This is a genomic window from Photobacterium aphoticum (assembly GCF_001029435.1).
GTDB lineage: Bacteria > Pseudomonadota > Gammaproteobacteria > Enterobacterales > Vibrionaceae > Photobacterium > Photobacterium aphoticum.
On the sequence record NZ_LDOV01000025.1, the window covers coordinates 282,124 to 302,802 of the forward strand.

Here is a 20,679-nt window from a genome sequence, read left to right on the forward strand (position 1 = left end):
ATTCAAAGCCTTGTTAGCCGTGTATCATGACTCAGGGGACATGGTATTGCAGACTTCGCTGTTCACCGGTTGAGTCACCATGGCACGGCCACGCATGTCCATGATCACAATATTGTAGTTGATGCCTTCTGTCACCAGTGGCGTCAGCTCTTCATTGTTGCAGTAGTTAATGGCAGCATTTTTAGCGGCTTTAGTCGGTGGTGTTTTACCACCACCACCGTATAGGATGGTGATCTCAACCATGTTTTCACGGGCTTTGGCTTTCATGACCTGATATTGGTCGATTTTCGCGTACGGCGCTTTGCTGTTAATGGCCGCCGCACGAGCCTTAGCGAGGCTGTTCACAACATCTTCGTTGCCGTTAGAGGCACAACCGGCCAGTAGCGTGACCGCTAGCAGCGCGAACGTTCGTTTTAACATGCGGGAATCTCAGTGAATAAGTTGACGAAAAAGGGTCGGAGAGTAGACCCTGTTTCTACAAATATGTTCCGTAACGCGCGGTTATGGCAGCACTTTTTTGAAGGGTTTTACGATCACTTTCTCGTAAACACCGGCATCAATGTACGGATCCGCATCCGCCCAAGCTTGCGCCTCTTCCAGCGAGTTGAAATCCGCAATCACGGTTGAGCCGGTAAAGCCCGCTTCACCTGGGTTTTCGCTGTCGATGGCCGGCATCGGGCCAGCGACTAACAAACGGCCTTCTTCTTGTAGGGCGCTCAGACGCGCCAAATGTTTCTCACGCACACTCAAGCGGCGTTCCAAACTGTTTTCAACATCCTGAGAGAAAATAACGTACCACATGTGACATGTCTCCTTGGTACTCGCAGTCCATTTATCCGAGAGCCGGATACTGCGAATGCAAATGAAATAAGGGATAGCATTGAATCACATACTAATGGAAAAAAAACGCCCTAACTAGTTGTTAGGGCGTTTCCTGCGTATTTGTTAGGCTTTTTTAACGGCTCTTGGTCGGCCGTTGCTGTCGATAGCCACATAGTTGAAGGTGGCTTCACAAACGCGGTAGCGATCGCCCACACCGTCGATCGCGACAGGCTTCACCCACACTTCCAGTGACACACTCATCGATGTATTACCAATGCGGCTACATTCACCGTAACAACACACGACATCGCCTACGCTGACCGGTGCTTTGAAGGCAATGCTGTCAACGGAGACGGTGACGACGCGGCCGCCACAAATTTCTTTGGCAAGGATTGCGCCGGCCAAGTCAAGTTGAGACATGATCCAACCACCAAAAATATCACCGTTGGCGTTGGTATCGGCTGGCATGGCAAGGGTACGCAGCAATAGCTGCCCACGTGGGATGTTGTTTTCTGCTGTCATGGTGCGACTCTTATTCTGAATCTGTTTCTTTAGGCATATGGTGGTAGATATAGCCGCCAGTAGCAAGGGTGAAGATCAAGGTCCCGATCAGTAAGCCGAAGACTTTGAAGTTTACCCAGACATCGAGAGGCAAGCGGAAAGCAATATAGACATTCACGCAGGCACATACAATGAAAAACAGTGACCAAGCCACATTTATGCGTTGCCAAACCCGTTCTGGTAGTTGGATCTCATGGCTAAGCATGCTTTTAATCAACGGTTTGCCGAGGTACTGACTTACTAACAAACTGATGGCAAACAGTGCGTAAATGATGGTGACTTTCCATTTGATGAAATTATCATCGTGCAGGTAAATGGTGAGTCCGCCGAACACGGTGACCATGGCTAAGGTTGCCAGCTGCATTTTTTCGACTTTTTTATACAAAAACCATGTCACGCCCACTTGTACGACCGTCGCGGCAATGAGCGCGCCAGTGGCAACGAAAATGTCATGGGTTTTATACAAAACAAAAAAAATGATAAGCGGTATGAAGTCGATGAGTTGTTTCATCGTAAGGGCCTCTGAGATGAAATTACTGTGCCATCATACTGACTATTTTTGTGATTCCAATCACGTTTGATAAAAAGGTCAATACAGGAGCACATTGTTTCATGATTGTGCGCAAAATAAGCAATATACATCCATTAATTGAAATATAAGGCGTTAATTATCTGCTTCTATGCCGGTTTTTTGTTCTACTTGTGTTTGGTTTTAACAAGGATGGTGGAAACAGAGATGGACGTTGTTTTACTAATATTAGTGTTACTCGGTTTTACGGTTCTTTCCATTAAGCTTGCGGCCCATTTTCTGGATGTCGACAGTCCGGGCGCGGTGCGGTGTGTGTTCGCGACAGTACTGGCGGTGATTATCTCGTCGGTGTTGTCCGTGTTGATCGGCACCGGTGGCCCGAGCATGGTGGTGTCGTTCTTTGTCACAGCGGTGATGTATACCTTGGTGTTTAGCGTGAATACGATCGTCGGGTTTGTGTTGGCGGCAGTGGCAACGGGCATTCAAGTGGCGTTCTTCTTTGTGGCGCTGGCGTTGGGGCTGTCTGTTGTCGGGCTGAACTTGGCCTAACGGATGATCTGACGGGATAACGCAACAGGCTCACCTCATGCTCTGTCGCAAAACATAGGGTATTGCACAAAGAGGTGAGCGCGTTGTGTGAGTGGGTGTATTTCGTTGTTATGCGTCGGAGTGCTTTTCGTGATTCATGCTGTCGATGATCACGGCACAGGCGGCATCGCCGGTGATGTTGAGGGCGGTACGGATCATGTCAAAGATACGATCCAACGCGAACAACAGTGGCAAGCCTTCAATGGGAATGCCCGCAGCCAACAACACGGCGACCACGAGAAAAGAGGGGCCCGGTACACCGGCTTGTCCGACAGCCCCCAGTGTGGCGGTCAGGATAATGGCGATATAGGCTTGTAACCCCAAATCAACCTGAAACATTTGCGCGAAGAAGACGGCGACTAAGCCGTAATAGATGGCATTGCCACTCATGTTGATGGTGGCGCCCAATGGCAGCACGAACGAGGCGGTAGAATTTTTCACCTTGAGTTCTTCTTCGCACACTTCCATGGTCACAGGCAGTGTTGCCATTGACGAGGCGGTCGACAGCGCAACGGCTTGTGGCTTTTTCATCGCAGACAGAAAAGCGATAGGCGATGTGTTACTGAATGCTTTGATCAGGGCTGGGTAGAACAGGAATCCGTAGATCAAAATGGCGATCACGTAGACCACAAACAGTTTGATGACGATTTCTAATGCACGGAATCCGAAGGTCCCCACCGCATCGGCCATCAGGCCAAAGACCCCTAATGGCGCGACTTTCATGACCACGTTAATCATCCATACCATGGCATCCACAATGGCATTAATACCATTGAGCAATGGCTCGCGGCGGGCTTTTTCTAATTTAGACAGCGCAATGCCAAAGAAAAGGCAGAAAACCAGAATTTGCAGGACATTGGCTTCGGTCAGGGATTGGAACACATTGGTTGGGATCATGCCTTCAATCGTGGCCCAGAACCCAGGCAGATCCCCTTTATCGGCATAGACGTTAGAGAACAGGCTCTCGACGCCTTTCATATCCACGCCTTCACCCGGCTTGAAGATTTCTCCCATCACCAACGCCAGTCCCACTGCGACCGCAGAGGTCAGGCCAAAAAAGCCCAAGGTCGCGACACCGACTTTTCCTGCCGACTGACTACTGCCTAACCCCGCAGCACCTGAGATGATGGCGACGGCGATCAGTGGGATCACTAACATTTTGATCAAATGGATAAAGATACTGCCCAGCGGGGCAAAAATACTGGCATCGTGGCCCATAAGTGCGCCGACGATGGTGCCGATGCACATGGCGATAACGACCTGCACGCCGATATTGCTGAATATGCCTTTGTTATTTAACACAGTGTCTACCTCAGTTGTGTTTGTTGCCTTGTAAAGTCTAATTGGGGTTTTGTTTTGTAATTGTGTAAAAGTACAACCCAATATGTTGCCTTTTTGTGTCGATTGCCAGTCTACGCAGATCCCATGCGTAATTGAAGTATTTATCAACTCCGTATCGATTGAGTGACAATTTACTCACAAAATTGTGATGTAAGCATGCTGAGAGGCGAGAGGCGAGAGGCGAGAGGCGAGAGGCGGAAAAAGGAAAAGAGCCCTACGGCCCTTTTCCTGAAGTTTGCGAATCATTGAGATCGCGGGGTTAGCAGAGAACGTTTAACGAGTGGCGGCTTTCATCTGGCTGATGAAGGTGCGCATGTTGTCCAGCAGTGCTGCGTCGTCATGCAAGTGTGTTTCAATCACTTTCACCACCGCAGAGCCGGAAATCGCGCCTGCCGCACCAGCATTGATGGCCTCTTTCACCTGTGCAGGTTCCGCAATACCAAAGCCCAGTAGGGCTGGTGGCGCATTGTGGGCTTTCAGGCTATCTAACAAATGGTTAATCGGCATGCCAGCTTTGGTTTCTGTCCCCGTGACCCCTGCACGAGACAGCAGGTAGGTGTAACCGCCGCCGTAGCGCGATACGGTTTCCAGTGTGGCTTCATCTGCGTTGGGTGGCGCGATGAAAATCGGGTGAATACCGTGTTTTTTTGCCGCCGCGCGGAACTCGTCTGACTCTTTCACTGGCACATCGGCCACCAGCACCGAATCCACACCCGCATCGGCACATTGCTGATAAAAGTGGTCGATGCCGTTGGCGAACACCAGGTTGGCATACATCAGCAGGCCAATCGGGGTATCCGGGTACTTGGCACGGACTTGGGCGATCAGATCAAAACACACGGCAGGGGTGGTGCCTGCATCCAGCGCACGAATGGTGGCGCTTTGAATGGTCGGGCCGTCCGCGAGTGGATCAGAGAACGGAATACCCAGCTCCAAGGCATCGGCGCCGGCTTCAATCATGGTTTCGATGATTTGCAAAGACAGCGCAGGATTAGGATCGCCAATGGTCACAAATGGCACGAACGCGCCTTCATTGTTGGCAGCCAGGCGGTCAAATTGTGCTTGATAACGATCCATTACAGCGCTCCTTTTGCTTCTAGGATGTCATGAACGGTGAAGATGTCTTTGTCGCCACGACCGGAAAGGTTCACGACTAACAGTTGTTCTTTATCCGGGTTGGCTTGAATCATTTTCAGGGCATGGGCCAGAGCGTGGGCCGATTCCAACGCCGGAATGATCCCTTCTTGGCGCGCCAGCGTCTGAAATGCCTCAAGCGCTTCATCATCTGTCACCGCTTCATAGGTTGCGCGGCCAATGGCATTGAGGTGTGCGTGCTGTGGGCCGACAGACGGGAAATCCAACCCGGCTGAGACAGAGTAAGACTCTTCTACCTGACCGTGCATGTCCTGCATCAGTGGTGCTTTCATGCCAAAGAAAATGCCCAGCTTGCCGTGTTTCAGTGGCGCGCCGTGCATGTCGGTGTCCAGCCCTTTACCGGCTGGCTCAACCCCAATCAGGCCCACGCTTTCTTCTTCAATGAAGTCGGCAAACATACCGATGGCGTTCGAGCCGCCACCGACACAAGCAATTACCGCATCCGGCAGACGGCCTTCTTTTTCGAGGATCTGTGCTTTGGTTTCTTCCCCGATGATGTGCTGGAATTCACGCACAATGGTCGGGAATGGGTGCGGACCGGCTGCGGTACCTAGCAGGTAGTGGGCCTTGTCGTAGCTGGCAGACCAATCACGCATCGCTTCATTACAGGCATCTTTCAGTGTCGCTGACCCTGAATGAACAGGGATCACTTCTGCGCCCATCAAACGCATACGGAACACGTTCGGGCTTTGGCGCTCAACGTCTTTGGCACCCATGTACACGCGGCATTTCAGGCCGAGCAGGGCACAAGCCAGTGCTGTTGCCACACCGTGTTGACCGGCACCGGTTTCGGCGATGATTTCGTTTTTACCCATGCGTTTGGCCAGCAGCGCCTGACCCAGTACCTGATTGGTTTTGTGCGCGCCGCCGTGCAGCAGATCTTCACGCTTGAGGTACAGCTTGGTTTTGGTGCCTTTAGTCAGGTTCTGACACAGGGTCAGCGCCGTTGGGCGGCCGGCATATTCTTTCAGCAGGGTCAGGAATTCTTCCTGAAACGCCGGATCTTGCTGTGCTTCGACGAAAGCTGCTTCGAGCTGATCCAAAGCGGGGACGAGAATTTGTGGGACATACTGGCCACCAAATTCACCAAAGTAAGCGCTAATTTTGCTCATAGTGTGTTAATCCTTAATACTTTCTGATAGCCGCGAAAGCTGCTTTCAATTTTGTGGCGTCTTTTTTGCCTGGGGCACTTTCAACGCCGGAATTCAAATCTAATCCTTTGCAGCCAATGTGGGCGGCATCGATGACATTATCGGGTGTCAGGCCACCGGCCAGCATGATGTGCTGACGCTGCTCGGCCGGGATCAATTGCCAGTCAAAGGCAATACCGGTACCGCCGGATTGTTGGCCGACACGGCTGTCCAGCAAATGACGGTCAGCGTCCCATTGTGCCAATTCGGGCACGGTGTCGCTGATCCCGTGGGCTTTCCACACCTCACAATCTGCCGGTAGCTGCGCTTTGAGGCCTTGTACATAGTCAGGGCTCTCATCACCGTGAAGTTGTACTGCGGACAGTGACAGCGCGCGCGCCGCTTTGGTGATGGCATCAGGATCCGCATTGCGGAACACGCCGACATATTTCAGTGGTGCACCACTCATGACCATGCGGGCTTGCTCGATATCGACCTGACGCGGTGAGCCGGCGACAAAAATCAGTCCGCCATACACGGCACCGCTTTGGTACGCGGCAGCGGCATCATCGGCGTGGGTCAGGCCACAGACTTTGTTGTCGCCCAGTAGGACCCTGCGCACAGCCAGTTCAATGTCATCTTCTGCCATCAGCGAACTGCCAATCAAAAAGCCATTGGCATAGGCGGCCAAATCACGTACCTGCTGGTGGGTGTAAATGCCTGATTCGGAAATGACAATGGTGCCTTCCGGCAGTTTGGGTGCCAGCTGCTTGGTACGGTCAAGATCAATGCTGAGATCACGTAAATTACGGTTATTGATGCCCACCACTTTGGCGTTCAGGGCAATGGCACGCTCCAGTTCGTCTTCGTTGCTGACTTCGGTCAGTACACCCAGCTGCAAACTGTCAGCCAATGCAGCCAATTCGCGGTACGTGGCATCATCCAGTACAGAGAGCATCAGCAAAATGGCATCCGCCTGATAATGGCGGGCCAGATAGACCTGATACGGGTCAATCATGAAGTCTTTACACAGCACCGGTTGCGTGACCTGACGGCGCACCACGGGCAGAAAATCAAAGTTGCCCTGAAAGTACTTTTCGTCGGTCAGCACGGAAATGGCGCTGGCGTAGCCGTTGTACACGCCGGCGATCGCATCCAAATCAAAGTCCTGACGGATCAGCCCTTTGGACGGGGAGGCTTTTTTGCATTCCAAAATGAAGGCGGCGTTATCGCCGGACAAGGCGTCGTAAAAAGAACGATCGCTCGGTGTCAGGCTATCGATAAAGCTGTCCAGCGGTTGCTGTTGTTTGCGTGCGTCAACCCACAGGCGTTTGTCGGCGACGATTTTGGCTAATACGGTTTCCATTATTGACCTCGTGCAGCAAGTTGGTCGACCAGCGCGTAGGCTTTGCCCGATTGCATCACGGCTAACGCTTGCTGGGTGTTCGCTTTCAAATCTTCATGGCCAAACAGACGAAGCAGCAGGGCCACGTTGACCGCCACGGCGCCCATTTGAGCATCGGTGCCTTTACCGGTCAGAATCTGTGTGATGATGGCGCGGTTCTCTTCCGGCTCACCACCTTTGATGGCATCCAGTGGGTGACTGTCGAGACCAAAATCGGCCGGCGTCAGGGTGTATTCACGGATTTCACCGTTGACGATTTCAGCCACGGTGGTTTCACCGTGAATGGCCACTTCATCCAGGCCGCTGCCGTGAACAACCGCTGCGCGCTTCATGCCCATGGCGGCGAGGGTCTCGGCAATCGGGCGCACCAAGTCTTTATCGTACACGCCCATCAGTTCGATGTTCGGGCGCGCCGGGTTAATGAGCGGCCCCAACAAGTTAAAGATAGTGCGGGTTTTTAAGGTCTGTCGTACGGGCATGGCATGGCGCACACCGCCGTGATACTGCGGCGCAAACAGGAAACAGACGCCCAGATCATCCAGTGCGCTGCGGGCGGTATCGGCAGACATCGCCAAATCGATACCGAACTTGTCCAGCAGATCGGACGAGCCGGATTTGCTGGAAACGCCACGGTTACCGTGCTTGGCGACTTTCACGCCACAGGCTGCTGCCACAAAGGCTGCCGTGGTAGAAATATTGATGGTATTGGCCCCATCACCACCGGTACCGACGATATCGGCAAAATCGTAGTCCGGGCGTGGGAACGGGTTGGCATTAGCCAGCAGGGCTTTGGCGGCGCCTGCCAGTTCCGCCGGGGTTTCCCCTTTGATTTTCAGTGCGGTCAGAATCGCAGAGAGGGCGATCGGATCCACATCGCCTTTGATAATGGCGTCAAACAGAATTTGGCTTTCTTCTTGGCTCAGCGGCTGTTGGTCATACAGTTTGTCGGTGAGCGCTAAAATGGTCGCATCCATAAGTCTTTTCCTTGTCGTGTTGTCGTCGTAATGGCCTTTCGCAGTCGCGTTTTGCTTGCGGTCAGTGTTGACCGGGGGACGACATGACCCATGCCAGCGTATTGGTCAGTAGCTGGGCCCCTTGGGTCGTGAGAATGGATTCAGGGTGGAACTGGTAGCCACACACACGGTCTTGGTCGTGGGTCACCGCCATCACCAGTCCGTCTACATCGGCAATCACCTGCAAGTCACTGGGCACGTCTTGTGCGATGAGTGAGTGGTAGCGGGCAATGGACAGTGGGCTGGTCAGTTCACCAAATACCGCATGGCCGTTGTGGGTCATCATGGCTGATTTACCGTGTACGATGTCACCGGCACCACCCACGGTGCCGCCATAGGCTTCCACGATGGCCTGATGGCCCAAGCAAATGCCGATCATCGGTACTTTGCCGCGCAGGTTGGTTATCAACGCAGGCATACAGCCGGCGTCTGCCGGTGCGCCGGGTCCCGGTGAAAGGACGAGGACCGGATGTTCGCCTTTGGCGATGGCTTCTTCTATGGCGGTTTCAATTTGGCTCGCGGTTAAGCTGTTGCGGTACACGGTCACCGGACAACCGAGAGCGCGAAACTGATCCACCAGGTTGTAGGTAAAGGAGTCAAAGTTATCGAGTAATACAATATGCGGTTGTGTCATGAAGGCCTCCTTTACCGTTCGGTGTTTTTTGTGCCAGTCGCTGATGGACTATGGGCTTTACGGATGGCGGTGATGACCGCTTGTGCTTTGCTGCGGGTTTCGTCGGCTTCGGCCTGCGGCACCGAGTCATACACCACGCCAGCACCGGCTTGCACGCTGGCAATCCCGTTTTCGACGTAAGCTGAGCGGATCACAATGCAGGTGTCCATGTCGCCCTGGCCGGTCAGGTAACCCACGGCCCCGCCGTAGCTGCCTCGGCGACGTTGTTCGACATCGCGGATCAGCTGCATGGCACGAATTTTCGGCGCGCCAGTCAGGGTACCCATGTTCATACAGGCCTGATACGCGTGCAGGGCATCCAAATCCCCGCGCAACTGGCCAACCACGCGAGAGACTAAATGCATCACATGGCTGTAACGGTCAACTTTCAGCAAATCGGCCACATAGCGGGTACCCGGTTCACTGATCCGCGCCACGTCATTACGGGCCAAATCCACCAGCATCATGTGCTCGGCGTTTTCTTTCATGTCGCTGCGCAGTTCCAGTTCAATGCGACCGTCTAAGTCGAGATTGATTGAACCATCCGCATTTTTGCCGCGCGGTCGGGTACCGGCGATCGGGTAAATCTCGACTTGATTGCTCTCGGTGCAGTATTTCAGGGCACTTTCGGGTGAGGCGCCGAACAGGGTGAAATCCGCATCCTGCAGGTAGAACATGTACGGACTCGGGTTGCCGATTTTGAGTTCTTTGTAGGCCACCAGCGGGGCCGGACACGGCAGCGTAAACTGACGGGACGGCACCACTTGGAACACATCACCTTTGATGACGTGATCTTTCAGATCCAGTACCTGCTGGCAGAAGTCGTCATCGCTGATGCTGACGGTGGGCTCGCCGATGTCTAACTGAGGCGCAGCCGGAACCGGTTTGGGTGTCAGGCAGGCTTCTTTGATGTGTTGCAGACGGCGGCTGAGTTCAAAATAGCTGGCGGTGTACTGCTTGCCGCCAAACAAAGTGGCTTGCAGCTTGCCTTTGCGGCGCTGGTGGTCGATGACCAACAGGGTTTCCGCGATATAAAAGAGGTAATCCGGACACTGGTTGTCTTGCGTGACCGTTGGCAGTGGCTCAAAGCCATCCACCACGTCATAAGCAAACAAGCCACCCAAGAACAGGGCTTCACGAGGCTGACCCGCCAGATCAAAAGCATGCTGGATCAGACGCAAAGCATCAAAGGATGACGGCTGACGCAGGCGGCTGTCTTCATCCAGTGCACGTTCGGCATGGGGGAAGTCCAAGATCAGACAGGCGGCTTCACGGGTTCGCTCGATGCTTTCTGGTAAACGTGTTTCCAGTGTTTCCAGCACATTGAGGCCGTTATCGGTCAGGGCTTCAAGACGCACTTGTTTTCCCCGACAGACAATGCGCACGGCGGCATCAATCAGCATCAGGCTTTTCAGATCTTGCTTGGAGTCGATTTCCGCCGATTCCAGTAGCAAGTTATGGGGGCGGTCCCCACAGACGGAGTAGTACAACTCCGTCGGATCCGCCACATACGGGACATCCAGGCTGAGCAACTCCAGCTCGCCGATGCCTAAAGGGGTGGTATTCACAGCGTTCTCCCTGCCGCTTCAACAAACGGTTTTAGCTCTTGCATCAACTGTTCAAACATCGGACCGGTTAATGCCTGGTGACCATCTGACAGGGCCTCACACGGGTTAAGGTGTGATTCCACAATAATGCCATCGGCACCGACCGCAGCGGCGGCGCGTGATAGCGGGATCACCAGTTCACGCACACCCGTACCGTGGCTTGGATCAACGACGACCGGTAGGTGCGTGCGCTGTTTTAAGTAAGCAACGGCATTTAAATCCAATGTGTTACGTGTTGCTGTCTCATAGGTGCGGATACCTCGCTCACACAGGATAATATTCGGATTCCCTGCATCGTAGATGTACTCCGCCGCTAACAGCAGTTCCTCGATAGTGGCTGAAAGTCCGCGTTTGAGCAAGACCGGTTTCTTGTTTTCGCCCACCGCTTTAAGCAGGGCGTAGTTCTGCATGTTACGTGCGCCGATTTGTAGACAGTCGACGTATTCGCACATGTCCTTCATTTGACCCACTTCCATCACTTCTGACACGGTCGGGATATTGAGTTGTTCGCTGGCCAGTTTTAACAGCTTCAGCCCCTCGACGCCCATGCCCTGAAAATCGTACGGGCTGGTGCGGGGTTTGTACGCGCCACCGCGCAGTGCCACGGCGCCGTGTTGTTTTACCACTTCCGCAACCGATAGCAGCTGTGCTTCTGACTCCACCGAACACGGACCGGCAATCACAGCAAACTTGTCACCGCCGACACTGGCGTTACCAAAACGCACCACGGTATCGTGCGCTTGCACTTCACGGCTGACCATTTTGTATTTGGTCAAAATCGGTTTGACGTTCTCGACACTCGGGTAGGCATCAAGATGAAGTTGCTCCAGCACACGCTCATCGCCCAGCGCGCCCAGAACGATACGTTCGACACCTGGCATGTAGAGGGGCTTCAGACCGGCCGCTTCAATGCGGGCAAGAATGGCTTGGGCGTCGGCTTCAGTGGCAGTAGGCTTGAGGACAATGATCATGGCGTTTTCCTTTTGTTCGTGGCGCTAGTCTTCGTCTGGCTGAGCGCATTTAATTCGTTGGTGTTAGCTGGCTGCTGTCGGTTATCTCTGGCGATTAATTCGCCGTTTTGGTTATTTGGGTACAAAAAAGCCCGCAAGCTGCGGGCTGGGTTATCTGGCGCAAGGCACAGCAAACTCCACAACCCGCGTTGTGTGGCACCACCACCAAGAAAATAAAGCGCAGAGTGAATGAGGAATTTGCTGTAACATGTAAATATCCTGTACCGTGAGTACATCGTGATATCGAGTAATTGCGTACTAGTAAACTAGTTCATGAATCTAAAGTCAAGAATTTAATTATGTTGTTTGATTTACACAGCCACACCACGGCATCGGACGGTCGTTTGACGCCAGAGGAATTGGTGGCGCGCGCGGTAGAACGCCGCGTGGATGTATTGGCCATTACTGACCATGATACGGTTGCTGGTTTGCCGGCAGCAGAAGCGGCGATAACCGCACAAAATTTGCCAATTACCCTGATCAAAGGCATTGAAATATCGACACTTTGGCATAATTTTGATATTCACATTGTAGGATTGCAGATCGACACCGAACATCCTGCGCTCGTGGCATTGATTGACGAGCAAGCCGCACGCCGAGATGCACGCGCCACCTTGATGGGTGAGCGGTTGGAGAAAAACCGCATGCCGGGCGCATTGGCGGGCGCCAGAGCCATTGCGAACGGGGCGACACTGACCCGTGCCCATTTTGCGCAGTGGATTGTTGAACAGGGTTACGCCAAGAACATGCAAGCGGTGTTTAAGAAATTTCTGACCCGCAATAATCCGGGCTATGTACCGCCGGATTGGTGCTCGATTGCTGAAGCGGTGGATGTGATCCACCAAGCGGGGGGCGTGGCCGTATTGGCGCATCCCGGCCGTTATAACATGACCGCCAAATGGATTAAGCGTCTGCTTGCCGCCTTTAAAGAAGCGGGGGGCGATGCAATGGAAGTGGCGTTACCGCAACAGTCGCCGACTGAACGACGTTTACTGGGTGATTACGCCATTGATTTTCAATTACTCGCTTCTCAAGGCTCGGATTTCCACTATGCCTCTCCGTGGACCGAACTGGGACGTAACCTGTGGTTACCGAAAGGTGTGACTGAGGTCTGGCAAGGGTGGAGTGTCGAAAAGAAGCGCATTGACGAGGAACTGCCTGCGGGCAATACACTTCCGATGGAGGAAGAATGAGTCAGTACTTTTATATGCACCCTGAAACGCCACAAGTGCGCTTGGTTAACCAAGCGGTGGCGATTATCCGTAACGGCGGGGTGATCGTTTACCCGACCGATTCCGGTTATGCGCTGGGTTGCCAGCTGGAAAATAAATCGGCGCTGGAGCGCATTTGCCAGATCCGCCGTCTGAACGATAAACACAACTTCACCTTGTTATGCCGTGATTTATCGGAGTTGTCCCTCTACGCACGTGTAGATAACGTGGCGTTCCGACTGCTGCGCAATAACACACCGGGCGCGTACACCTTTATCTTTAAAGGTACCAAAGATGTACCTCGCCGCCTGATGAACCCAAAACGTAAAACCATCGGTATCCGTGTGCCGGACAATGCCATTGCTCTGGCACTGCTGGAAGCCTTGGGTGAGCCGATGATGTCGACGTCGCTGATTTTGCCGGGGAACGAAACCACGGAATCGGATCCGGATGAAATCCGCGATAAGCTTGAACATGCCGTCGATTTGATCATTAACGGCGGTTACTTGGGTGAGCAGCCGACAACCGTGATTGATTTCAGTAATGATGAGATGGAAATTGCTCGCGTCGGATCGGGCGATCCATCACCGTTTGAATAATCTGCGATAAGTGGCCGGTATCACAGTTAGCGTGGAATATCCGGTGTTGCCACCGCGTTTTTGGTGGTAACTCCGGCCAGCATTTGGCATAATCCGCCGTCGCTTTAAGATGGCTTAAAGTGCGATGATATTTCGACGCCTGTGAAGGCGACAAAGGTTTGTCTAATGAGTGAAAAATTACAGAAGGTACTGGCTCGATCTGGTCAGGGCTCTCGTCGTGAAATAGAGTTGATGATCCAACAGGGTCGCGTCAGTATCGATGGTAAGGTTGCCAAGCTGGGTGACCGTCTAGAAGATCTGTCTGTTACTGTACGTATCGATGGTCACAATGTTCAGTTGATCTCGTCTTCAGAAGAAATTTGCCGTGTAATGGCTTATAACAAACCTGAAGGTGAGCTATGTACTCGCCATGATCCGGAAGGTCGTCGTACGGTATTTGACCGTTTGCCTCGTTTGAACGATGGACGCTGGGTATCAGTAGGTCGTTTGGATGCAAACACCGGCGGTCTATTGCTTTTCACCACTGATGGTGAATTGGCTAACCGTTTGATGCACCCAAGCCGTCGCGTTGAGCGTGAGTACATGGTACGTGTATTCGGTGAAGTGACCGAAGACATGGTACGTAATCTGGTTCGCGGTGTTGAACTGGAAGACGGTATGGCACGTTTTGAAGACGTGGTATACGCGGGCGGTGAAGGTATGAACCACACGTTCTACGTGGTGATCACCGAAGGCCGTAACCGTGAAGTACGTCGTCTGTGGGACTCGCAGGGCGTAACAGTAAGCCGCCTGAAGCGTGTGCGTTACGGTGACATCTTCCTGACCAAAGATCTGCCTCGTGGCGGTTGGATGGAACTGGAACTGAAGGAAGTGAACTACCTTCGTGAAACCGTTGAGCTACCACCGGAAACGGAAACGGTATTGACCGTTGAAGGCCAGAAGCGTAAGCGTGGTGTACGTCAGATCCGTCGTGCGGTTCGCCGTCACGAAGAGCGTCTGAACGAAGAGCCGCGTGGTCGTCGTGGTCGTCAAGATCAACGTCGTTCATCTAGCCGTACGAAAGATGCGGACATGGCTGCGCAAGAGCACAAGCCAGCACGCCGAAAGCCGGCAACAGATGACCGTCGTAAACCTGCAATGGACGATTCGCGTCGTAAGCCAGCTGGCGATGACTCGCGTCGTAAACCAAATGCAGAAGGCGCACGCCGCAAGCCGTCAGGCAATGCTGCTAACCGCCGCAATCCGCTGAAGAACAAGCCAGCGAAACCACGTACACGTAAGTAAGTGTCATGAATAATAAAAAAGCAGCCTCAGGGCTGCTTTTTTTATGCGTGCAATTTTTTATGCAAGCAGGGGGCTTAATGGCGCGTCTTCGCGTTTAAGATTTAGCTTCACCCGGCTGGCGTTTAGGCTGGGCATCAATGCACTGACCATTCACGTCACGGCTGTCCGGCCCCATCAGGTACAGATACAGCGGCATGATGTCGGCTGGGGTTTTTAGTAAGGAGGTATCTTCTGCCGGGAACGCTTTGGCGCGCATACCGGTACGGGTACCGCCCGGGTTGATGGCATTGACGCGCACGTTGGTGCCGGCCAGTTCATCGGCGACTACCTGCATCATCCCTTCCGTGGCAAATTTGGAGATTGCATACGCGCCCCAGAATGCACGGCCTTGGTGACCAACGGTTGATGAGGTAAACACAATGCGGCCATCCGGCGCCTTTTTCACAAGCGGAATAATGGCTTGTGTGAGCAGGAACTGGGCTTTTACGTTCACCTGCATCACTTCATCAAAGGCGGTTTCATCCATTTGATCAAACGGGCTCAATACCCCCAGCAGACCGGCGTTGTGCAGCACGCCATCCAAGCGACCAAATTGGCCTTCAATGGTCTCTACCATGTCTTGATAGTTCTGCTTGGTCGCGCCCATCAAATCCATCGGAATGATAGCCGGTTGTGGGTAGCCCAGTGCTTCAATCTCATCGTAAACCGCTTCCAGTTTAGCAACCGTGCGGCCGAGCAAAATCACAGTGGCACCGTGAGCGGCATAGCTGATCGCAGCCTGACGGCCGATACCGTCACCGGCACCGGTAACCAGAATCACTCTGTCTGTTAATGCGTTCTCGGCGATTGAATAATCCACGTGTTACTTCCTTATTGGTTTTTTCGTTTTCCAGTGCGTCAACGTTACCTTAATCTGTTTGTTTCAGCGAGACTTTCTTTACTTTTCATTAACCGTCATCACGGTGTAAATTTGTTGGGATACGGCTCTTGGGTATACAATGGGTCGATGCCAAAAATGAGGACTCAACATTGGATTTTTTGCTTGATTACGGGCTATTTCTAGCCAAGATTGCCACGGTGGTGATCGCGATTGCCGCTATTCTGATCATTGTTAAAGGATTGAAAGACCATCATGGCTCATCAAAAGGTGAGTTAGAAGTCACCGATCTGACGGAACAATATAAACATACGGTGTCTCAGTTAGAGTCCCACTTATTTGATAAACCGCTACTGAAAGCCCGCGACAAAGCGGAGAAAAAAGCGGAAAAAGAGAAAAATAAAGCGCGTCAAACCGAAGTAAAAAAAGCGGCTAAAGAAGGGGATTTGTCCCATTCTCGCGAGCCACGTCTGTTTGTTCTGGACTTCCACGGTAGCCTTGACGCACGTGAAGTGACCGCATTGCGTGAAGAAGTGACGGCCATTTTGGCCGTGGCGATGGAAGGGGATGAAGTGCTGCTTCGCCTTGAAACCGGTGGCGGTATGGTACACGGTTACGGTTTGGCGTCGTCTCAGCTGGATCGCTTGAAATCAGCCGGTGTGAAGCTGACCATTTCTGTTGATAAAGTGGCGGCCAGCGGCGGTTATATGATGGCGTGTGTGGCCGATAAAATTATCTCTGCACCGTTTGCGATTGTAGGTTCAATCGGTGTCATTGCCCAGTTGCCAAACTTCAACAAGTTGCTGAAGAAAAACGACATCGAGTTTGAACAAATCACCGCAGGTGAATTTAAGCGAACGCTCACGATGTTCGGTGAAAACACAGATAAAGCGCGTGAAAAGTTCCAAACTGAAATTGAAGAGACGCACGGTCTGTTTAAAGATTTCATTGCGGCACATCGCCCTGAACTGGATTTGGAAACCGTGGCAACGGGTGAGCACTGGTTCGGTAAGCAAGCGCTTGATTTGGGTCTGGTAGACGAAATTGGCACCAGTGACGATTTCATTAGCCTGGCGTGTAAAGATCGTGAAGTGCTGCAGGTGCGTTACGTACAGCGTAAGAAACTGGCCGAGAAACTGGCGGGTGCGACCGGTGAAGCGGCAGATAATCTGCTGATGAAGTGGGTGAGCCGAGGTCAGCGTCCTTTCATGTGATCATGACAAAGGATAAACCGATAACGACACAGCCCCGCATGATGCGGGGCTGTTGCGTTTTAAAGCGTGAGCGCTGATTACGCAATCGTAAACTCTGGTGACAATTTGTGCGCCAGGAATTTAAACATGTTGAAAACAGCCGTGGTCTTTTCGGTGGGTAGACCTTGCTCATCTAAGAAGTATTCGCCTTTGAAAATCAATACGCCATCACGCTCTTCCACGGCGGTCGCGCGCATACCTTCAAGGTACGCTTCGTGGTCTTGGATCAGCTGGTTGGCAATAAGTAGCAGATCATCTGCGCTGATTGGGTTTTTCGTGCTCATGGGCGTCTCTGATGCTATGAAGTTGAAATAAATCGAGGTGATTTGAGTCTCTGTAGTCTAAGCAACTTGGTCACAGAAGACAATTCTGAGTATGGGCAGTGGTGGTCTTGTGAAGGGTGCTAGAAAATTGAACAACGTAGGATTGGCTAAGCCGTTGAAAAACCAAAATTCTGTGAGCGAAGGCAAAAATTGGCTGTTTTTTATAGTCAAAGCGGCGACGAGGTGGTAATCATTAGCGCCCGTTGGGACGTAAAAAGGCACATTGAGTGTCTTCTTTATATAGAGGGAATACGGTTGCGCTGATATTCAGGGACTTGCTTAACGCAGCGAATTTCTGTTTATATGCCAAGTGTAACTAAGCATTAACAAGTGGAGAAGGGACAACCAAACAGTCTCGATTTGTTAAAAAGCAGTTGACCTTCTAGGATTGTAGCCCAATATGTAAATACCAATCACATTACGTAACTCGTTAGCTAGCAGTCATTCTCAACCCGGTTGTGAATCACTATTTGAATAGTTACTTAATCAGTTTGGTGTACCAGCTTGCCGTGCTACCTTGAGTTTCTTGCGTGCAACTGTTTGTTTTTATTTTATTTTTTGTGAGCACGAGGACGTAATAGAATTATTATGGGAAAATCTCTCGTTATTGTGGAGTCCCCAGCCAAGGCGAAGACTATCAATAAGTACTTGGGCAAGGACTTCATTGTTAAGTCAAGCGTAGGTCACGTTCGTGATTTGCCTACCGGTGCACGTAGTACAGGCAAGAAAGCCGCTGCGACCTCGACCAAAGGCCTGAGCGCGGAAGAAAAAGCAGCAATTAAAAAAGAAAAAGACCGCAAATCGCTGATCGGTAAAATGGGCGTTGACCCATACAACGATTGGGAAGCGCAATATGAAGTGCTGCCTGGCAAAGAAAAGGTCGTGAGTGAGCTGCAAAAGCTGGCGGAAGATGCTGATTACGTCTACCTCGCAACCGATTTGGACCGCGAGGGGGAAGCTATTGCGTGGCACCTTCGTGAGATCATCGGTGGCGATGATGCACGCTACAAGCGCGTTGTATTTAACGAGATCACAAAAAATGCGATTCAGCAGGCGTTTGAACAGCCGGGTGAATTGAACATTGATGGCGTGAATGCACAGCAAGCGCGTCGTTTCCTAGACCGCGTGGTGGGCTTTATGGTCTCGCCATTGCTATGGAAAAAAGTGGCCCGTGGTTTGTCTGCAGGCCGTGTACAGTCGGTGGCAGTAAAACTGATTGTGGAGCGTGAGCGCGAAATCAAAGCGTTTGATCCTGAAGAATTTTGGGACATTCACGCCAATACCATGACCGTAGGCAAAGATGCCCTGCGTCTGATGGTGGCACAACAGGCCGGTAAAGCGTTCCGTCCGGTGAATGAAGCCGACACCATGGCAGCCCATGCGCTGCTGGAGAAAGCCGCGTACAACGTGATTGAGCGTGAAGACCGCCCAACCAGCAGTAAGCCTTCGGCACCTTACATTACCTCGACGCTGCAGCAAGCGGCGAGCACCCGTTTGGGTTACGGCGTAAAACGTACCATGGGCTTGGCCCAGCGTTTGTACGAAGCCGGTTACATCACGTATATGCGTACCGACTCGACCAACCTGTCGAAAGAAGCGGTAGAAGCTGCGCGTGAGTTTATCAGTGCGGAATACGGTGATACTTACTTGCCAGGCCAGCCAAATGTGTATGGCAGCAAGGGGAATGCACAAGAAGCGCACGAAGCGATCCGTCCGTCGAACGTGGATGTGAAAGCAGAAGATTTAGAAGGTGTCGATCAAGACGCGATTAAACTGTACGACCTGATTTGGCGTCAGTTTGTGGCGTGTCAGATGGTCCCTGCACAGTACGATTCAAGCACCATTACGGTGCAGGCGGGTGATTTCACTCTGAAAGCCAAAGGCCGTACGCTACGCTTTGCGGGCTGGACGAAAGTACAGCGTCCTTCGGGTAAAAACGAAGACACCACGCTGCCAATGGTACACGTGGGTGACACGCTGGCACTGGAATCGCTAGAGCCTAAGCAGCACTTTACCAAGCCACCGGCACGCTTTACTGAAGCGGCACTGGTTAAAGAACTGGAAAAACGCGGTATTGGCCGTCCGTCAACGTACGCGTCAATCATTTCGACCATTCAGGATCGTGGTTACGTGCATGTGGATCAGCGTCGTTTCTACGCGGAGAAGATGGGCGAAATCGTCTCTGATCGTCTGGACGAAAGTTTTGCTGACCTGATGGATTACGACTTTACCGCCCGTATGGAAGGTAACCTCGATAAAATCGCAGAAGGTGAAGCGAACTGGAAAGCGGTACTGGATAAGTTCTTCAGTGACTTCACCGCCGAGCTGGAAAAAGCCGAGCTGGACGAAACGGAAGGCGGCATGAAGCCGAACAACATCGTATTGACGGATATCAAGTGTCCGACGTGTGAACGCCCAATGGGTATTCGTACGGCATCAACCGGTGTGTTCCTGGGCTGTTCTGGTTACGCGTTGCCACCGAAAGAGCGTTGTAAGACCACCATCAACCTTGGTAGTGAGGAAGGTGTGGTTAACGTGCTGGAAGAAGACGTTGAAACGGCAGCATTGCGTGCCAAGAAACGTTGTCCGAAATGTAGCACGGCAATGGATGCTTACCTGATTGACCAGACTCGTAAACTGCACGTGTGTGGTAACAACCCAAGCTGTGACGGCTTTGTGGTTGAGAAGGGCGAATACAAGCTGAAAGGCTACGAAGGCCCGGTGATCGAGTGTGACAAGTGTGGCTCTGACATGGAGCTGAAAAACGGCCGTTTCGGTAAGTACATGGGTTGTACGAACGAAAGCTGTAAGAACACTCGTAAGATCCTGAAGAACGGCGAAGTCGCGCCACCGAAGGAAGATCCTGTGCATCTGCCTGAATTGCCATGTAGTCAGGATCCGGATGCGTACTTTGTGTTGCGTGACGGTGCATCCGGTCTGTTTATGGCGGCAAGCACCTTCCCTAAATCGCGCGAAACCCGTGCGCCACTAGTGGAAGAGTTGGTACGCTTTAAAGACCGTTTGTCTGAGAAATTCTTGTACCTGACAGACGCGCCAAGCCATGACCCAGACGGTCTGCCAACCGTGGTTCGCTTTAGCCGTAAGACTAAAGAGAACTACGTACGCTCAGAAGTGGACGGCAAGCCAACGGGCTGGACGGCACTGTTTGAGGGTGACAAGTGGATCATCACTGACAAGCGCAAGAAGTCGAAGCAAGACAAAGCTGACGCAGAATAATCTGACGCCGAGTGAGTCACTCGATAGCTGAATAACAAAAAACCGCCGAAAGGCGGTTTTT

Annotated in this window: 20 protein-coding genes; 6 read left to right on the forward strand and 14 right to left on the reverse strand. The window is 52.3% G+C overall.

Going from position 1 to position 20,679, the window contains the following annotated elements; all coding sequences use genetic code 11:
• Positions 1–24 precede the first annotated feature (24 nt).
• The 4 genes from gspS2 to ABT58_RS14520 all read right to left on the reverse strand — a co-directional run bounded on the left by gspS2 (position 25) and on the right by ABT58_RS14520 (position 1,894).
• Entirely contained in the window at positions 25–420 is a 396-nt protein-coding gene (gene gspS2, locus ABT58_RS14505) for a type II secretion system pilot lipoprotein GspS-beta (RefSeq protein WP_047875127.1), read from the reverse strand.
• An 81-nt stretch (positions 421–501) separates the two neighbouring features.
• Entirely contained in the window at positions 502–801 is a 300-nt protein-coding gene (locus tag ABT58_RS14510; protein ID WP_047875128.1) for a YciI family protein, read from the reverse strand.
• 144 nt (positions 802–945) lie between these two features.
• Positions 946–1,344, reverse strand: a complete 399-nt coding sequence (gene yciA / locus ABT58_RS14515) for an acyl-CoA thioester hydrolase YciA (protein ID WP_047875129.1) — start codon at positions 1,342–1,344, stop codon at positions 946–948.
• Positions 1,345–1,354: 10 nt separating this feature from the next.
• Entirely contained in the window at positions 1,355–1,894 is a 540-nt protein-coding gene (locus ABT58_RS14520; RefSeq protein ID WP_047875130.1) for a septation protein A, read from the reverse strand.
• Between the two features lie 225 nt (positions 1,895–2,119).
• Between ABT58_RS14520 and ABT58_RS14525 the strand changes: the two genes are divergently transcribed.
• Positions 2,120–2,461, forward strand: a complete 342-nt coding sequence (locus ABT58_RS14525; protein WP_047875131.1) for a hypothetical protein — start codon at positions 2,120–2,122, stop codon at positions 2,459–2,461.
• A 108-nt stretch (positions 2,462–2,569) separates the two neighbouring features.
• Here the strand turns inward: ABT58_RS14525 and ABT58_RS14530 are convergent, their stop codons facing one another.
• From ABT58_RS14530 to ABT58_RS14565, 8 genes are all read right to left on the reverse strand, one after another.
• The gene (locus ABT58_RS14530) at positions 2,570–3,802 is read right to left on the reverse strand and encodes a dicarboxylate/amino acid:cation symporter (RefSeq protein ID WP_082211107.1); all 1,233 of its coding nucleotides are present in this window, start codon (positions 3,800–3,802) and stop codon (positions 2,570–2,572) included.
• A gap of 312 nt (positions 3,803–4,114) precedes the next feature.
• Entirely contained in the window at positions 4,115–4,918 is an 804-nt protein-coding gene (gene trpA / locus ABT58_RS14535) for a tryptophan synthase subunit alpha (RefSeq protein WP_047875132.1), read from the reverse strand.
• The gene (gene trpB, locus ABT58_RS14540) at positions 4,918–6,108 is read right to left on the reverse strand and encodes a tryptophan synthase subunit beta (protein WP_047875133.1); all 1,191 of its coding nucleotides are present in this window, start codon (positions 6,106–6,108) and stop codon (positions 4,918–4,920) included. Before trpB ends, trpA begins: the two co-directional genes overlap by 1 nt.
• 13 nt (positions 6,109–6,121) lie before the next feature.
• Complete coding sequence (trpCF, locus tag ABT58_RS14545; RefSeq protein ID WP_047875134.1) at positions 6,122–7,492, reverse strand: bifunctional indole-3-glycerol-phosphate synthase TrpC/phosphoribosylanthranilate isomerase TrpF; 1,371 nt, start codon at positions 7,490–7,492, stop codon at positions 6,122–6,124.
• A complete protein-coding gene (gene trpD, locus ABT58_RS14550; RefSeq protein ID WP_047875135.1) occupies positions 7,492–8,505 on the reverse strand; it encodes an anthranilate phosphoribosyltransferase in 1,014 nt (337 codons plus the stop codon). The genes trpCF and trpD overlap by 1 nt, the downstream gene beginning before the upstream one ends.
• Before the next feature lie 61 nt (positions 8,506–8,566).
• Entirely contained in the window at positions 8,567–9,178 is a 612-nt protein-coding gene (locus ABT58_RS14555) for an aminodeoxychorismate/anthranilate synthase component II (RefSeq protein WP_047875136.1), read from the reverse strand.
• Between the two features lie 11 nt (positions 9,179–9,189).
• Positions 9,190–10,785: an anthranilate synthase component 1 gene (locus tag ABT58_RS14560; RefSeq protein ID WP_047875137.1), complete on the reverse strand. Its 1,596-nt coding sequence runs from the start codon at positions 10,783–10,785 to the stop codon at positions 9,190–9,192.
• Entirely contained in the window at positions 10,782–11,795 is a 1,014-nt protein-coding gene (locus ABT58_RS14565; RefSeq protein ID WP_047875138.1) for a bifunctional 3-deoxy-7-phosphoheptulonate synthase/chorismate mutase, read from the reverse strand. The genes ABT58_RS14560 and ABT58_RS14565 overlap by 4 nt, the downstream gene beginning before the upstream one ends.
• Positions 11,796–12,133: 338 nt before the next feature.
• Here ABT58_RS14565 and rnm point away from each other — a divergent pair, with 338 nt between their 5' ends.
• From rnm to rluB, 3 genes are all read left to right on the forward strand, one after another.
• Positions 12,134–13,027, forward strand: coding sequence for an RNase RNM (gene rnm, locus ABT58_RS14570; protein ID WP_047875139.1), 894 nt, complete (start codon positions 12,134–12,136; stop codon positions 13,025–13,027).
• Positions 13,024–13,644: an L-threonylcarbamoyladenylate synthase gene (locus tag ABT58_RS14575; RefSeq protein ID WP_047875140.1), complete on the forward strand. Its 621-nt coding sequence runs from the start codon at positions 13,024–13,026 to the stop codon at positions 13,642–13,644. The genes rnm and ABT58_RS14575 overlap by 4 nt, the downstream gene beginning before the upstream one ends.
• A 165-nt stretch (positions 13,645–13,809) precedes the next feature.
• Positions 13,810–14,928, forward strand: a complete 1,119-nt coding sequence (gene rluB, locus ABT58_RS14580) for a 23S rRNA pseudouridine(2605) synthase RluB (protein WP_047875141.1) — start codon at positions 13,810–13,812, stop codon at positions 14,926–14,928.
• A 94-nt stretch (positions 14,929–15,022) separates the two neighbouring features.
• On the opposite strand, the gene ABT58_RS14585 is transcribed toward rluB, so the two are convergent.
• A complete protein-coding gene (locus ABT58_RS14585; protein WP_047875142.1) occupies positions 15,023–15,787 on the reverse strand; it encodes a YciK family oxidoreductase in 765 nt (254 codons plus the stop codon).
• 170 nt (positions 15,788–15,957) lie between these two features.
• On the opposite strand from ABT58_RS14585, the gene sohB reads away from it, so the two are divergent.
• On the forward strand, positions 15,958–17,019 hold the full coding sequence (gene sohB, locus ABT58_RS14590; protein ID WP_047875143.1) for a protease SohB: 1,062 nt from the start codon (positions 15,958–15,960) through the stop codon (positions 17,017–17,019).
• Positions 17,020–17,096: 77 nt separating this feature from the next.
• Here the strand turns inward: sohB and ABT58_RS14595 are convergent, their stop codons facing one another.
• Complete coding sequence (locus tag ABT58_RS14595; protein ID WP_047875144.1) at positions 17,097–17,342, reverse strand: YciN family protein; 246 nt, start codon at positions 17,340–17,342, stop codon at positions 17,097–17,099.
• 627 nt (positions 17,343–17,969) lie between these two features.
• On the opposite strand from ABT58_RS14595, the gene topA reads away from it, so the two are divergent.
• Positions 17,970–20,618, forward strand: coding sequence for a type I DNA topoisomerase (gene topA / locus ABT58_RS14600; RefSeq protein ID WP_047875145.1), 2,649 nt, complete (start codon positions 17,970–17,972; stop codon positions 20,616–20,618).
• The last annotated feature ends 61 nt before the right edge of the window (positions 20,619–20,679 follow it).

Bases quoted from the DNA above. Each gene is read 5' to 3' on its own strand.
- yciA (WP_047875129.1), bottom strand. From the start codon at position 1,344: ATGACAGCAGAAAACAACATCCCACGTGGGCAGCTATTGCTGCGTACC.
- ABT58_RS14555 (WP_047875136.1), bottom strand. From the start codon at position 9,178: ATGACACAACCGCATATTGTATTACTCGATAACTTTGACTCCTTTACC.
- trpB (WP_047875133.1), bottom strand. From the start codon at position 6,108: ATGAGCAAAATTAGCGCTTACTTTGGTGAATTTGGTGGCCAGTATGTC.
- trpCF (WP_047875134.1), bottom strand. From the start codon at position 7,492: ATGGAAACCGTATTAGCCAAAATCGTCGCCGACAAACGCCTGTGGGTT.
- ABT58_RS14565 (WP_047875138.1), bottom strand. From the start codon at position 11,795: ATGATCATTGTCCTCAAGCCTACTGCCACTGAAGCCGACGCCCAAGCC.
- rnm (WP_047875139.1), top strand. From the start codon at position 12,134: ATGTTGTTTGATTTACACAGCCACACCACGGCATCGGACGGTCGTTTG.
- ABT58_RS14520 (WP_047875130.1), bottom strand. From the start codon at position 1,894: ATGAAACAACTCATCGACTTCATACCGCTTATCATTTTTTTTGTTTTG.
- ABT58_RS14575 (WP_047875140.1), top strand. From the start codon at position 13,024: ATGAGTCAGTACTTTTATATGCACCCTGAAACGCCACAAGTGCGCTTG.
- trpD (WP_047875135.1), bottom strand. From the start codon at position 8,505: ATGGATGCGACCATTTTAGCGCTCACCGACAAACTGTATGACCAACAG.
- gspS2 (WP_047875127.1), bottom strand. From the start codon at position 420: ATGTTAAAACGAACGTTCGCGCTGCTAGCGGTCACGCTACTGGCCGGT.
- trpA (WP_047875132.1), bottom strand. From the start codon at position 4,918: ATGGATCGTTATCAAGCACAATTTGACCGCCTGGCTGCCAACAATGAA.
- topA (WP_047875145.1), top strand. From the start codon at position 17,970: ATGGGAAAATCTCTCGTTATTGTGGAGTCCCCAGCCAAGGCGAAGACT.
- ABT58_RS14595 (WP_047875144.1), bottom strand. From the start codon at position 17,342: ATGAGCACGAAAAACCCAATCAGCGCAGATGATCTGCTACTTATTGCC.
- rluB (WP_047875141.1), top strand. From the start codon at position 13,810: ATGAGTGAAAAATTACAGAAGGTACTGGCTCGATCTGGTCAGGGCTCT.
- ABT58_RS14525 (WP_047875131.1), top strand. From the start codon at position 2,120: ATGGACGTTGTTTTACTAATATTAGTGTTACTCGGTTTTACGGTTCTT.
- ABT58_RS14510 (WP_047875128.1), bottom strand. From the start codon at position 801: ATGTGGTACGTTATTTTCTCTCAGGATGTTGAAAACAGTTTGGAACGC.